The following is a 14641-nucleotide window of genomic DNA, read 5'->3' as shown; positions in this document are numbered from 1 at the left end:
CCAGAATCAGAAAWATAAGCGTTAGCCTGACGCGCAGGCTGAGGCGTTGTGTGAGTTTCATGCGTCACCCAGGGTGTAGCCAATGCCATGTACCGTGCGGATAAAGTCGCTGCCGAGCTTACGGCGCAAGTGATGGACGTGGACCTCCACCGCATTACTGGAGACGTTTTCATCCCAGTTATACAGTTTTTCTTCAATCAGCTTGCGGGGCAGGACGCGCCCTTTGTTACGCATCAGCAGTTCCAGCAGCGCGAACTCTTTTGGCTTAAGCGATAACGGCTCACCCGCGAACGTGGCGACCAGCGCGCCGGGATTAAGCGAAACCTGACCATGGCGCAGCGTATTGCTGGCCTGGCCGCTGGCGCGGCGTACCAATGCTTCCAGTCGGGCGGCAACTTCGATCAGCGCAAAGGGTTTACACAGATAGTCATCCGCGCCCAGGCGTAGACCTTCCACGCGTTCTGTCAGAGCGTCACGAGCGGTAAGAATCAGCACCGGCTCCTGCTTCCCGTTGGCTCGCCATTCGCGCAGGATATCGCGCCCGTCTATGCCTGGCAGCGTCAGGTCGAGGATCACCGCATCATAAGGGGCGCTGTACAGTGCTTCTTTCCCCTGGCGACCCTCGGTAAACCAGTCGATGCTGAAACCCATTTTACTCAGACCTGTTTTCAGGCCGTCGCCAATCAGCGTGTCATCTTCTACCAGTAAAATACGCATATGTTCTTCCCTGCGGTCGCTCTCATTACCGTCAAGTAAACCTGTGGCTACAGCCTCTGTACAGTAAAAAAAGTATCTTTTTTTGCCTTAAGAACTTGTTAAGGATTAACTTATTTAATAGTCGTAAACCAACATGAAAGGGAGACATGACGATGAAAAAATTAGCTGCAATGGTTGCCGTAATGGCACTGTGTTCCGCACCTGTTCTGGCAGCGCAGCAGGGCGGCTTCTCTGGACCGACGACGACAACGCAAAGCCAAAATGGCGGCTTTGTTGGCCCAAACGGTAGCAGCACGACGGTAGAAAGCGCCAAATCGCTGCGTGATGACACCTGGGTTACCCTGCGCGGGAACATCGTTGAGCGTATTTCCGACGACCTGTATGTGTTTAAAGATGCAACCGGCACAGTGAACGTAGATATCGACCACAAACGCTGGAACGGCGTGACCGTCACGCCGCAGGATGTGGTTGAAATCCAGGGTGAAGTGGATAAAGACTGGAACTCCGTTGAAATCGACGTGAAACAGATTACCAAAGTTGCCAAATAATCCCCATCAGGGCCGCAGTCGCGGCCCTTTTCTTTGTGACTCAACACGCCAGATAGGGTAGTATCTGCGGCAATATTGCCCTTCAATAGACGGGTATAAGTTGAGGAACCACGATTAATGAGCGATATGGCAGAGCGCCTTGCGCTGCATGAATTCACGGAAAACGCCTATCTGAACTACTCCATGTACGTCATCATGGACAGGGCGTTACCGTTTATTGGTGATGGTCTGAAACCTGTTCAGCGTCGCATCGTTTACGCGATGTCCGAACTGGGGCTGAATGCCAGCGCCAAATTTAAAAAATCCGCCCGTACCGTCGGTGACGTATTGGGTAAATACCATCCGCACGGCGACAGCGCCTGCTATGAAGCGATGGTGCTGATGGCCCAGCCCTTCTCTTACCGTTATCCGCTGGTTGACGGGCAGGGGAACTGGGGGGCACCAGACGATCCGAAATCCTTCGCCGCGATGCGTTACACGGAATCCCGCCTGTCTAAATATGCGGAAGTCCTGCTGGGTGAACTCGGTCAGGGCACGTCAGACTGGGTGCCAAACTTCGACGGTACCATGCAGGAGCCGAAAATGCTGCCTGCGCGTCTGCCAAATATTCTGCTCAACGGCACGACTGGGATTGCCGTGGGTATGGCGACGGATATTCCACCGCATAACTTGCGTGAAGTGGCCAAAGCGGCAATTACGCTGATTGAGCAGCCGAAAACGACGCTGGATCAACTGCTGGATATCGTACAGGGGCCGGATTATCCGACCGAAGCAGAAATCATTACCTCGCGTGCGGAGATTCGTAAGATTTACGAAAACGGACGCGGTTCCGTACGTATGCGTGCGGTATGGACGAAAGAAGACGGCGCGGTGGTGATTTCCGCGCTGCCGCATCAGGTTTCCGGCGCCAAAGTGCTGGAACAGATCGCCGCCCAAATGCGCAATAAAAAGCTGCCGATGGTGGACGATCTGCGCGATGAGTCGGATCACGAAAACCCGACCCGTCTGGTGATTGTTCCGCGTTCTAACCGCGTCGACATGGAGCAGGTGATGAACCACCTGTTTGCCACTACCGATCTGGAAAAAAGCTATCGCATTAACCTGAACATGATTGGCCTCGACGGTCGTCCGGCAGTTAAAAACCTACTGGAGATCCTCACCGAATGGCTGACGTTCCGTCGCGATACCGTGCGCCGTCGCCTGAACTATCGCCTGGAGAAAGTACTCAAACGCCTGCACATTCTTGAAGGTTTGCTGATAGCGTTCCTCAATATTGACGAAGTAATCGAAATTATTCGTCATGAAGATGAACCTAAACCCGAGCTGATGTCGCGGTTTGGTATTTCAGAAACTCAGGCGGAGGCCATTCTTGAGCTGAAATTACGCCACCTTGCCAAACTGGAAGAGATGAAAATCCGCGGTGAGCAGGACGAACTGGCGAAAGAGCGCGATCAACTGCAGGGCATTCTGGCCTCTGAACGCAAAATGAGTAACCTGCTGAAGAAAGAACTGCAGGCTGATGCGGATGCCTATGGTGACGATCGCCGTTCTCCACTGCGGGAGCGTGAAGAAGCGAAGGCGATGAGCGAGCATGACATGCTGCCGTCTGAGCCGGTGACCATTGTGCTGTCCCAGAGTGGCTGGGTGCGTAGCGCGAAAGGCCACGACATCGATGCGCCAGGCTTAAGCTATAAAGCGGGCGACAGCTTTAAGTCGGCGGTGAAGGGTAAGAGCAACCAACCGGTGGTGTTCGTTGACTCAACCGGGCGTAGCTATGCTATCGACCCGATTACGCTGCCGTCGGCGCGTGGTCAGGGTGAGCCGTTGACCGGGAAGCTCACGCTACCACCGGGCGCGACGGTTGAGCATATGCTGATGGAAGGCGACGATCAGAAGCTGCTGATGGCATCTGATGCCGGTTACGGTTTTGTCTGCACCTTCAATGACCTGGTCGCGCGTAACCGTGCGGGCAAGGCATTGATTACGCTACCGGAAAACGCACATGTTATGCCGCCGGTGGTGATTGAAGATGAAACCGATATGCTGCTGGCGATTACCCATGCGGGCCGCATGTTGATGTTCCCGGTGAGCGATTTGCCGCAGTTGTCGAAAGGCAAAGGGAACAAGATAATCAATATTCCTTCTGCGGAAGCTGCGAAAGGCGAAGATGGTCTGGCACAACTCTACGTGCTGCCGCCGCAAAGCACGCTGACTATCCACGTCGGGAAACGCAAAATTAAACTGCGCCCTGAAGAGCTACAGAAGGTAACCGGCGAGCGTGGTCGTCGCGGTACGCTCATGCGCGGTCTGCAACGCATCGACCGTGTTGAGATTGACTCGCCTCGACGCGCCAGTCACGGCGACAGTGAAGAATAACGCCAGCGTCTGGCTCTCCCTGTTTTCGCACAGGGAGAGCTTGTTTTAAAAATTCCCGTGAAACCGTTGTTTATTCGTGCGTTGCGATTAACAATACGCTTTTCCAGAGAGCCACTCTTAACAATGCCCTAACCTGATGCAGTATTCGGAATCAGGTGACGTAGAATGCCAGGCTCTTAGGCCTTTAGAGGTTGTTATGCTATATATTTTTCGTTTAATTATTACTGTTATTTACTGCATTTTGGTCTGTATTTTCGGTTGCATATACTGTCTGTTCAGCCCAAGAAATCCAAAACACGTTGCGACGTTCGGCCATATGTTTGGTCGCCTGGCTCCCCTGTATGGCCTGAAGGTCGAGTGTCGCATGCCGCCTGACGCGAAGAACTATGGTAATGCTATCTATATTTGTAACCACCAGAATAACTATGACATGGTTACCGCAGCGAATATCGTTCAGCCACCGACGGTCACAGTAGGTAAAAAAAGCCTGTTGTGGATCCCTTTCTTCGGACAACTGTACTGGCTCACCGGTAATCTGTTGATCGACAGAAATAACCGCGCCAAAGCGCACAGCACCATTGCGGCGGTGGTGAACCACTTTAAAAAGCGTCGTATCTCTATCTGGATGTTCCCTGAAGGAACGCGTAGCCGCGGTCGCGGTCTGCTGCCGTTTAAAACCGGTGCGTTCCATGCGGCAATTGCTGCGGGTGTCCCGGTTATCCCTGTTTGCGTTTCAACGACCTCTAATAAGATCAAATTGAACCGACTTAATAATGGGCTGGCGATTGTAGAGATGCTGCCGCCAGTGGATATCAGTCATTTTGGTAAAGATCAGGTTCGTGAACTGGCAGCGCATTGCCGCACGCTGATGGAACAAAAAATCGCAGAACTCGATAAAGAAGTTGCTGAGCGGGAAGCTGCCGGTAAGGTTTGATTCGCTCATTTCGGGTTTGTTACAGGAAATGATTTCCTGCGTGTTAATCGCCAGTTTTTCATGGAGCTTATATGTCATTCAGTCGGCGTCAGTTCATTCAGGCATCGGGGATCGCACTGTGTGCAGGTGCTGTTCCGCTGAAGGCTAATGCTGCCGGTCAGCAACAACCGCTACCTGTTCCCCCCCTGCTGGAGTCCCGTCGGGGACAGCCGCTATTTATGACGCTGCAACGTGCGCACTGGTCGTTTACGCCGGGCACGCGCGCACCCGTCTGGGGTGTTAACGGGCGCTACCTGGGGCCGACAATCCGCGTCTGGAAAGGTGATGACGTCAAGCTTATCTACAGCAACCGTCTGACAGAAAATGTCTCAATGACCGTTGCCGGGTTACAGGTCCCAGGTCCTCTTATGGGGGGGCCGGCGCGTATGATGTCGCCTAATGCGGACTGGGCACCCGTGCTGCCGATTCGCCAGAGTGCTGCAACCTTGTGGTATCACGCCAACACGCCAAATCGCACTGCCCAGCAGGTCTATAACGGCCTTGCCGGGATGTGGCTGGTTGAAGATGAAGTGAGTAAATCACTGCCGATCCCTAACCACTACGGCGTGGATGATTTTCCAGTCATTATTCAGGATAAGCGTCTGGATAACTTCGGTACACCAGAATATAGCGAACCGGGCAGTGGGGGGTTTGTGGGGGATACTCTTCTGGTCAACGGGGCGCAAAGTCCGTATGTCGAAGTGTCCCGCGGCTGGGTGCGTTTGCGTTTGCTGAATGCCTCAAATTCGCGTCGTTATTTGCTGAAAATGAGCGATGGTCGTGCGCTGCATGTTATCTCAGGGGATCAGGGGTTTTTACCCGCGCCGGTTTCGGTGAAGCAGCTATCGCTGGCGCCAGGCGAGCGTCGTGAGATTCTGGTCGATATGACCAACGGTGATGAAGTTTCGATTACCTGCGGCGAGGCGGCCAGTATTGTCGACAGGATCCGTGGTTTCTTTGAACCTTCCAGTATCCTGATCTCCACGCTGGTACTGACTCTGCGACCAACCGGCCTTCTGCCGCTGGTAACGGATAGCCTGCCAATGCGTCTGTTACCCACCGAAATTTTGAGCGGCTCGCCGATTCGCAGCCGTGATATTAGCCTTGATGACGATCCCGGAATCAATGGCCAACTGTGGGATGTCAATCGCATGGATATCACGGCGCAGCAGGGATCCTGGGAGCGCTGGACGGTGCGTGCAGATATGCCGCAGTCGTTCCATATTGAAGGCGTCTCTTTCCTGATCCGTAATGTGAATGGCGCGATGCCGTTCCCGGAAGACCGTGGCTGGAAAGATACCGTCTGGGTTGATGGGCAAGTGGAGTTGCTGGTCTATTATGGGCAGCCTTCCTGGGCGCATTTCCCGTTCTACTTCAACAGCCAGACGCTGGAAATGGCAGACCGTGGTTCTATTGGCCAGATGCTGGTGAATCCGGCACCGTAATAGATATTCCTGTGCCGGGTGGCGGCTTCGCCTAACCCGGCCTGGACCGTGCGAAAGCACAGGAACGGTCAGCGTAGCACCAGCAGAGATGAAATTTAACATCCTTACAATACTCCTTCATTTCCCCTGTTGATCCAGCGTATAATCCCCGGCCTTTGATTATTTTTTTACCATTTTTTTGGAAGCATTATGAGCGCAATATCCCTGATCCAACCGGACAGAGACCTTTTCTCCTGGCCGCAGTACTGGGCCGCCTGCTTTGGGCCGGCACCATTTTTGCCGATGTCACGCGACGAAATGGATCAACTTGGCTGGGATAGCTGCGACATCATTCTGGTTACCGGCGATGCGTACGTCGATCACCCGAGCTTCGGCATGGCTATTTGCGGCCGTATGCTGGAAGCGCAGGGCTTTCGCGTGGGGATCATCGCCCAACCGGAGTGGAACAGCAAAGATGACTTTATGCGTCTGGGCAAACCTAACCTGTTCTTCGGCGTAACCGCCGGTAACATGGACTCGATGATCAACCGTTATACCGCCGATCGCCGACTGCGCCATGACGATGCCTATACGCCGGACAACGTGGCGGGTAAACGCCCGGACCGTGCGACGTTGGTTTATACCCAGCGCTGTAAAGAAGCCTGGAAAGATGTGCCGGTTATTCTCGGCGGTATTGAAGCCAGCCTGCGCCGTACTGCGCATTACGATTACTGGTCAGATACCGTACGCCGTTCCGTGCTGGTGGATTCAAAAGCTGACATGCTGATGTTTGGTAACGGCGAACGTCCATTGGTGGAAGTCGCACACCGTCTGGCGATGGGTGAAACCATCGATCAGATCCGCGACGTGCGTAACACCGCGATTATGGTTAAAGAAGCGCTTCCGGGCTGGAGCGGGGTGGATTCCACACGTCTGGATATGCCCGGGAAAATTGACCCCATCCCCCATCCGTATGGCGAAGACTTACCGTGTGCTGATAACAAACCGGTCGCACCGAAAAAACAAGAAGCGAAAGCGGTAACCGTACAGCCGCCGCGTCCGAAGCCGTGGGAAAAAACTTACGTACTGTTACCGTCTTTCGAGAAAGTGAAGGGCGACAAAGTTCTGTACGCCCATGCGTCGCGTATTCTGCATCACGAAACGAACCCAGGATGCGCGCGTGCGCTGATGCAAAAGCATGGCGATCGCTATATTTGGGTTAACCCGCCAGCGATCCCGTTGTCGACTGAGGAAATGGACAGCGTCTTTGCACTGCCGTACAAGCGCGTACCGCATCCGGCGTACGGTAACAGCCGTATTCCCGCCTATGAGATGATCCGTTTCTCGATCAATATCATGCGTGGCTGTTTTGGTGGTTGCTCGTTCTGTTCGATCACCGAGCACGAAGGGCGCATTATCCAGAGCCGTTCCGAAGATTCGATCATCAATGAGATCGAAGCCATTCGCGATACCGTTCCGGGCTTTACCGGCGTGATTTCCGATCTCGGCGGTCCAACTGCAAACATGTATATGCTGCGCTGTAAGTCTCCGCGTGCAGAACAGACCTGTCGTCGTCTGTCCTGCGTTTACCCGGATATCTGCCCGCATATGGATACTAACCACGAACCGACGATTAATCTCTACCGCCGCGCGCGTGATCTGAAAGGCATTAAAAAGATCCTTATCGCATCCGGGGTGCGTTATGACATCGCCGTGGAGGACCCGCGCTATATTAAAGAGTTGGCAACTCACCATGTGGGTGGCTACCTGAAGATTGCGCCGGAGCATACAGAAGAAGGCCCATTGTCGAAGATGATGAAGCCGGGTATGGGCAGCTACGACCGCTTTAAAGAGTTATTCGATACTTACTCTAAACAGGCCGGTAAAGAGCAGTACCTGATCCCCTATTTTATCTCTGCGCACCCGGGTACGCGTGATGAGGATATGGTGAATCTGGCTCTGTGGCTGAAACAGCGTCGTTTCCGTTTGGATCAAGTGCAGAACTTCTACCCATCACCGCTGGCAAACTCTACAACCATGTATTACACCGGGAAAAACCCGTTGGGCAAAATTGGTTATAAGAGTGAAGATGTGGTAGTGCCAAGAGGTGATAAACAGCGCCGTCTGCATAAAGCACTGCTGCGTTACCATGATCCTGCTAACTGGCCGTTAATCCGTCAGGCGCTGGAAGATATGGGGAAAAAGCATCTGATTGGCGGTCGTCGCGAATGTCTGGTTCCGGCCCCGACGCTGGAAGAGATGCGTGAAGCACGTCGTCAGAACCGCCATACCCGTCCGGCACTGACCAAGCATACGCCAGTCGCGCACCAGCGTCAGACACCTGCGGCGAATAAAAAACGCGGGAAAGTCGCGGGGCGCTAATCTGTCTTGCCCGGTAGTGAAATGCTTACCGGGCCAGACAGACCGTAGGCCGGATAAGGTGCTCGCACCGCCATCCGGCAGACATGCTCAGTATTTATGCTTCGCGAATTCTGGCCGCTAATGCGGCCAGTTTTTCATCGTCAGCCCGTTCGTGGTCATGTGACGACAGATACCCTTCATACTGCTCGAAAAATTTAGTCTGCCGGGACTCAATCGGTTTCCAGTGCGTCAAATCACCTGTGCCATGCATAGGGCTGAGCTTACTGTGCACATGATCCACGCCAAACCCTTCGAAAAACATCCCCGTACGACTGACATCCGGGAAAGCCTTATCCAGTTTTTTCGCCACCTTTTGGGTCGCCAGCATCAGGTCTGCCAGCGCCTGTGGCGGCATATCAAATGCATAGCTTGGGTAGTGCTTTTTCGGGATCACCACGGTAAAACCGTCGGTGTTTGGGAAAATCGACAGAAAGGCCAGGTGATGCTCGTCTTCCCAGACTTTATGGCAGGGCGCTTTACCTTCAACAATTTGACAGAAAATACAGGTCATTCCTTTTCTCCGTAGATAAGACGTTTCGTCAGGACGCAGTGAGTTTAGTACAGACCCAGCATCTTCCACCACATCAGCCCTACAGTGATAAAGACGGCTTGATTGAACAGGCTGATGATGAATCCTGTTCGCCACCAGACTCCCGTCGGTACGTACCCGGCACCAAACAGAATCGGCCCGCGAGCGTGAGTGTACTGAGTGAGGGAACAGTACAGGCTGCTGGTGAAGGCCAGCATCAACGCCGTAGGGGCTGCAGGAATATTCAAATGCAGACCGACGCCAAGGAAAACGGCATACAGCGCCGCAATCTGCGCATTACCGCTGGCAAAAAAGTAGTGGGTATAAAAGTACGCGGCGTTGAGCAGCAGCAGGACAACCACCCAACTGGTCCCATGCATAGTACTGCTCAGACTATCGCCAATCAGGTTGCCAAACCAGGTGGTAAAGCCTAGTTTTTTCAACTGATTTGCCATCATCAATAGTGCGGCAAACCAGATCAGTGTATCCCACGCACCTTTCTCGCTTTTGACATCTTCCCAGCTCAGAACGCCGCTGAGCAGCAAGATGGATAAACCAACAAATGAGGCAGTGGTGGCGTCGACGCCCAGCGTATCACCAAAAATCCACAGTACCAGCAGGACGCCGACGGTCGCCAGCATCAGCCATTCCCCGCGTGACATACGACCCATTTCCGCCAGTTCTTTACGCGCCAGATTAGGGGCATCCGGCGTGTGTTTAATTTCCGGGCGCACAATCCAGTAGACCAGTAATGGAACCAGCAGTAAGGAAACCAGGCAAGGCAGCAGCGCCGCCATAAACCAGCTGCCCCAGGTCAGAGTGACCCCCGCATTGGCCGCCAGCTTCACTGCCAACAGGTTGCCGGTATATCCGGTCATAAAGAGCGCGGCGGTGACGTCGTTGACGTTGCCAATACAGGTGATAAGAAAGGTGCCGATTTTACTTCGGGATTCATCTTCCGGGTTCGAGTGGAAACTGCGCGCCAGGGAGTCGGCAATGGGATAGATGACGCCGCCGCAGCGGGCCGTGTTGCTTGGCATTGCGGGGGAAAGTATCAGGTCCGCAAACGCCAGTCCGTAGGCGAGTCCCAGCGTGCGCTTGCCGAGCAGGCGGATCATCTGCAGCGCAATACGTCGTCCGAGGCCCGTTTTGATAAACCCGCGGGCAATCATAAAGGCGACGACAATCAGCCAGATCAGAGAACTGTTCAGTTCGCTCAGTGCGGTGGTAATAGCGCCGCTGGCGGTTTTATCCCCGGCAGCATAAGCGAGGGCAAAAACGGTAATACCGATAATGCCGACTGCGCCAATGGGCAGAACTTTTGCCACGATAGAAGCAATGGTAGCAACGAAGATAATGGCTGAATGCCAGGCTGGCGCACTTAACCCACTGGGTGGGGTAAGCTGCCAGAGCCCGGCAGAAATAAATAGTATAAGAATCAATGGGAGCCATTTGACGCCTTGCTGTGCTTTTTCCGCCATGGTCACGCACCTATAGATATTTGTGATGTGTTCATTAAATCAATATTATTACTGAATAATTAGTAAGTTATATTGCGTAATGCTGCACGTGGATGTGCCATAAATACATCAATAGTTGCGCGTTTATTGTTTCTTAATATTTCGACAGGAGAAAAGCCCGACGGGAATGCCGGGCTGGAGAGGAGAGATTAACCGCCGAACTGATCCGGGTCAGGGCCAAGGCGTTTACCTTGATCGAGTTTTGCTATTTCACCGAGTTCATCTTTGTCCAGGCGGAAGTCCCAGACATTGAAGTTCTCGGCGATACGGGCAGGGGTGACGGATTTCGGGATCACCACCAGGCCGCTATCCAGATGCCAGCGAATGACGACCTGCGCCGGTGATTTGCCATATTTTTCAGCGAGGTCGCGAATGATCTTTTGATCAAATACGTCTTTGCCGCCTTGCGCCAGCGGGCTCCAGGATTCGGTCTGGATTTTATGTGTGGCGTTCCAGGCGTGCAGCTGGCGCTGTTGCATCAGTGGATGCAGTTCTATCTGGTTAATCACCGGCGGGACACCTGTTTCATCCATCAGGCGCTGGAGATGATTGATCTGAAAGTTGCACACGCCGATGCTCTTAATCAGCCCCTCTTTTTGCAGGTCGATCATGTTTTCCCACGCTTCAACGTAGTGATCGATCGCCGGAACAGGCCAGTGCATCAGGTAGAGATCGAGGTAATCGAGCTGGAGTTTCTCCATGCTTTCGAGCAACGCTTCCCGTGGGCGTTTCTGATCATCATTCCACAGCTTGGTGGTAATGAATAACTCTTCGCGCGGTACGCCAGCATCGCGTATTGCTTTGCCGACACCTTCTTCGTTTTTGTACGCCGCAGCGGTATCAATTGAGCGATACCCTACTTCCAGCGCTTTATGAATGGCGGTGATGACTTCTTCGTTGCTTGCCTTCCAGACCCCCAGGCCCAGTTGCGGCATGACGTTACCATCCTGTAGTTTGATAATGGTTGGAGTGGTCATAATTCCTCCCCTTAATGACTGTCACCGGAACATACTCCGGTGACATAGGTGTGACTTAAGCCTGGTATAAATAGCCAAAAACGAAAGTCGGAGGTTAAAAAACCTTAGCGGGCAGCTTCGTAAATCCGGCGGCTGACGTCCAGCGTAATGTCCTGATGTTCACCCAGTTTCGTGCCGCCATGCGCTTGCAGTTTTTCCAGCAGTGCCGGGATGGAGCTGCCATCCAGATCGTAGTCAGACAGGCGAGTCGGTACACCCATTTGTTCGAAGAATTGACGGGTGGCGGCAATCGCGGCATCAATGCGCTGGTCTTCGGAGCCTTCGGTGATATTCCAGATGCGTTCTGCGTATTGCAGCAGTTTGGCACGCTTGGTATCGCGTTTTTCATTCCACAATGCAGGCAGGACGATTGCCAGTGTCTGAGCGTGGTCAAGTCCGTGCATTGCCGTCAGTTCGTGACCCAGCATATGGGTTGCCCAGTCCTGCGGTACGCCTGCGCCGATCAGTCCGTTCAGCGCCTGAGTGGCTGCCCACATGACGTTCGCACGCACATTGTAGTTTTCCGGCTCCTGCAATGCTTTCGGACCGTCTTCTATCAGCGTCAGCAGAATGCCTTCGGCGAAGCGATCCTGAATTTTCCCGTCTACCGGATAAGTCACGTATTGTTCTACGGTATGAACAAAAGCATCTACCACGCCGTTGGCAACCTGACGTGGCGGCAGAGTATAGGTGTAAACCGGATCGAGTACAGCAAATACCGGCTGGACAAACGGGGTCATGAAAGCCAGTTTGTCGCCAGTCGTTTTGCGCGAAATTACCGCGCCAGAGTTAGATTCGGAGCCAGTTGCCGGCAGAGTTAATACGGAGCCCATTGGAACGGCGCTTTGTACGTCGTTACCGCGTGTTTCCAGAATGCGCCATGGGTCAACACCGTCAGCGTAATGTGCTGCTGCGGCGATGAATTTTGTGCCATCCAGAACAGAACCGCCGCCTACCGCCAGCAGGAATGTCACCTTCTCATCACGCACGATTTTTACCGCGTTCATCAGCGTTTCATAAGACGGGTTCGGCTCAATACCGCCAAATTCCAGCACGTCCAGGCCTTTCAGTGCATCCTGAACCTGTGCCAGAACGCCGGTTTTTTTCACGCTACCACCGCCGTAGGTAATCAGTACGCGAGCATCCTGTGGGATTTGGTCGCGCAGTTCTGCAATCGCGCCTTTACCAAACAGAATGCGGGTTGGGGTATGGAGATTAAAGTTGTTCATTGCTCGTTACCTTGTGTGGGTAAAAAAGAGGGTAGGCGAGTGCCTGCCTGATGGTGAACATTGTGGTCGTCAGAAGCGTTCCTCTCAATGCTCATTTCTGCCAATGTCTTGCCCATTTCTACAGACTACTGGAGAAAATGGATAAAAGTCCGCACTATATCAGGGTTGCAAATCAATGATGAAATGGTGCCCTATGAACCGTGATGAGATCTGTCTCCTGCTGACAGATAAAATTAAACAGCTGAAAAATAATGAAAATAAATTAAATGATCTGCTGCCTGATATTCGCTTACTGTACGGCTCTGAACCTGGGGTGCGCACACCAGTGATGTATCAGCCTGGCATTATATTTCTCTTTTCAGGATATAAAATTGGTTATATCAACGAGCGTGTCTTTCGCTATGATGCCAACGAATACTTACTGCTCACAGTACCTTTACCCTTTGAATGTGAAACGTATGCGACACCGGACGTTCCGTTGGCTGGTATCCGCCTGAACGTCGATATCCTGCAATTGCAGGAATTGCTGATGGATATTGGTGAGGATGAGCTGTTCCAGCCTGCAATGGCGGCAAGCGGGATCAATTCGGCGACGCTATCCGATGAAATTCTCTGTGCTGCGGAACGCCTGCTGGATGTGATGGAGCGGCCATTGGATGCACGTATTCTGGGAAAACAGATTATTCGTGAGATCCTCTACCACGTACTGACCGGGCCGCGTGGTGGCGCGTTATTGGCGCTGGTCAGTCGCCAGACGCATTTCAGTTTGATAAGCCGTGTGCTGAAGCGAATTGAAACCAAGTACACCGAAAATCTCAATGTTGAGCAATTGGCGGCAGAGGCCAATATGAGCGTGTCGGCGTTCCATCATAATTTTAAATCGGTGACCAGTACTTCACCGTTGCAGTATCTGAAGAGCTATCGATTGCATAAAGCGCGGATGATGATGATTCATGACGGGATGAAAGCCAGCGCGGCGGCCATGCGCGTAGGTTATGAGAGTGCATCGCAGTTTAGTCGGGAGTTCAAACGTTACTTTGGCGTCACGCCAGGAGAAGATGCAGCCAGAATTCGGATGATGCAGGGGGGGTGATTTCTTGTCGGCCTTAACGCTGCGCGCCATCAACGAAATGCCGGAGTGACTCCGGCATACGGCTGATACTCAGGCGCTACAGTATTTTTTTTTAATCACCACGAACAGCGTTCCCAGCAGACCTGCGGTTAACAGGGCAACAGGCAGGATCATTAAAAAGGTCATCACCTGATCTTCGTGGCGTTTAACAAACGGGATCATGCTGAGCGCATAGCCGAAACTGGTGACCACAGTGACCCACAGCAGCCCGCTAAGCCAGTTAAAAAACTGGAAGCGACGGTTAGGCAGCCCTGAAATCCCCGCCATGGTTGGCAGTAAGGTACGTACAAACGCCAGGAAACGTCCGGCGAGTAGTGCCATCAACCCGTGTTGGTCAAACATACAGGTAGCACGCTGATGATATTTTTCAGGTAATTGTGCCAGCCAGCCTTTTACCGTCCGCGTGTTGCCCAGCCAGCGCCCCTGAATGTAGCTCAGCCAGCAACCGAGACTGGCAGCGGCAGTCAGAATCGCTATGGTAGGTAAAAAACTCATCACGTCCTGAGCAATCAGCGCTCCTGCCAGTAATAGCAGGCTGTCACCGGGCAAAAAGGAGGCGGGCAGCAGGCCATTTTCTAAAAACAGTGTGGCGAACATCACGAAGTACACCACGCTCACGACGTGTGGGTCCGCCAGCGCGGCAAAATCGTGTTGCCAAAGCGCGGAGATAATATCTTGAATGACTACCATGGACTTTCCTGTGGAACAGCGTTTATGAGTGGATTGTACTCCTGAATTGTCCGGGATGCCTTGATC

Annotated in this window: 13 protein-coding genes; 6 read left to right on the top strand and 7 right to left on the bottom strand. The window is 53.0% G+C overall.

Annotated features, from left to right (window positions below; all coding sequences use genetic code 11):
• Both JTI85_RS21590 and qseB read right to left on the bottom strand, forming a co-directional pair.
• A partial coding sequence (locus JTI85_RS21590; RefSeq protein ID WP_255575601.1) for a hypothetical protein occupies positions 1–61 on the bottom strand: 61 nt, incomplete at its 3' end.
• A complete protein-coding gene (gene qseB, locus JTI85_RS18700; RefSeq protein ID WP_219351873.1) occupies positions 58–717 on the bottom strand; it encodes a quorum sensing response regulator transcription factor QseB in 660 nt (219 codons plus the stop codon). The genes JTI85_RS21590 and qseB, both read right to left, overlap by 4 nt.
• A gap of 152 nt (positions 718–869) precedes the next feature.
• Here qseB and JTI85_RS18695 point away from each other — a divergent pair, with 152 nt between their 5' ends.
• The 5 genes from JTI85_RS18695 to JTI85_RS18675 all read left to right on the top strand — a co-directional run bounded on the left by JTI85_RS18695 (position 870) and on the right by JTI85_RS18675 (position 8420).
• The gene (locus JTI85_RS18695) at positions 870–1265 is read left to right on the top strand and encodes a YgiW/YdeI family stress tolerance OB fold protein (protein WP_005123105.1); all 396 of its coding nucleotides are present in this window, start codon (positions 870–872) and stop codon (positions 1263–1265) included.
• 117 nt (positions 1266–1382) lie between these two features.
• Positions 1383–3641, top strand: coding sequence for a DNA topoisomerase IV subunit A (gene parC / locus JTI85_RS18690; RefSeq protein ID WP_101742476.1), 2259 nt, complete (start codon positions 1383–1385; stop codon positions 3639–3641).
• A 196-nt stretch (positions 3642–3837) separates the two neighbouring features.
• Entirely contained in the window at positions 3838–4575 is a 738-nt protein-coding gene (gene plsC / locus JTI85_RS18685; RefSeq protein WP_040233973.1) for a 1-acylglycerol-3-phosphate O-acyltransferase, read from the top strand.
• A 71-nt stretch (positions 4576–4646) separates the two neighbouring features.
• Positions 4647–6059, top strand: coding sequence for a cell division protein FtsP (gene ftsP, locus JTI85_RS18680; protein ID WP_005123112.1), 1413 nt, complete (start codon positions 4647–4649; stop codon positions 6057–6059).
• A 189-nt stretch (positions 6060–6248) separates the two neighbouring features.
• Positions 6249–8420 carry a YgiQ family radical SAM protein gene (locus JTI85_RS18675; protein ID WP_115642835.1) on the top strand — a complete coding sequence of 724 codons (2172 nt, stop codon included), beginning with the start codon at positions 6249–6251 and terminating at the stop codon, positions 8418–8420.
• Between the two features lie 94 nt (positions 8421–8514).
• Here JTI85_RS18675 and JTI85_RS18670 read toward each other — a convergent pair whose 3' ends face one another.
• The 4 genes from JTI85_RS18670 to yqhD form a co-directional block, all read right to left on the bottom strand.
• Complete coding sequence (locus JTI85_RS18670; protein WP_048213232.1) at positions 8515–8970, bottom strand: HIT family protein; 456 nt, start codon at positions 8968–8970, stop codon at positions 8515–8517.
• 44 nt (positions 8971–9014) lie between these two features.
• Positions 9015–10469 carry a DASS family sodium-coupled anion symporter gene (locus tag JTI85_RS18665; RefSeq protein ID WP_219351870.1) on the bottom strand — a complete coding sequence of 485 codons (1455 nt, stop codon included), beginning with the start codon at positions 10467–10469 and terminating at the stop codon, positions 9015–9017.
• Positions 10470–10657: 188 nt separating this feature from the next.
• A complete protein-coding gene (gene dkgA / locus JTI85_RS18660; protein WP_048213230.1) occupies positions 10658–11485 on the bottom strand; it encodes a 2,5-didehydrogluconate reductase DkgA in 828 nt (275 codons plus the stop codon).
• A 104-nt stretch (positions 11486–11589) separates the two neighbouring features.
• Positions 11590–12753, bottom strand: coding sequence for an alcohol dehydrogenase (gene yqhD / locus JTI85_RS18655; RefSeq protein WP_061068596.1), 1164 nt, complete (start codon positions 12751–12753; stop codon positions 11590–11592).
• Between the two features lie 193 nt (positions 12754–12946).
• Between yqhD and JTI85_RS18650 the strand changes: the two genes are divergently transcribed.
• On the top strand, positions 12947–13846 hold the full coding sequence (locus tag JTI85_RS18650) for an AraC family transcriptional regulator (protein WP_048213228.1): 900 nt from the start codon (positions 12947–12949) through the stop codon (positions 13844–13846).
• A 69-nt stretch (positions 13847–13915) separates the two neighbouring features.
• On the opposite strand, the gene yghB is transcribed toward JTI85_RS18650, so the two are convergent.
• Positions 13916–14575 (bottom strand): DedA family general envelope maintenance protein YghB, encoded by a 660-nt coding sequence (yghB, locus tag JTI85_RS18645; RefSeq protein WP_048213227.1) that lies wholly within the window; start codon positions 14573–14575, stop codon positions 13916–13918.
• Positions 14576–14641 lie beyond the last annotated feature (66 nt).

The sequence above is a fragment of the Citrobacter sp. Colony219 genome (assembly GCF_019382635.1).
Lineage (GTDB): Bacteria > Pseudomonadota > Gammaproteobacteria > Enterobacterales > Enterobacteriaceae > Citrobacter > Citrobacter youngae.
This window is presented reverse-complemented; position numbering and strand designations above follow the sequence as displayed.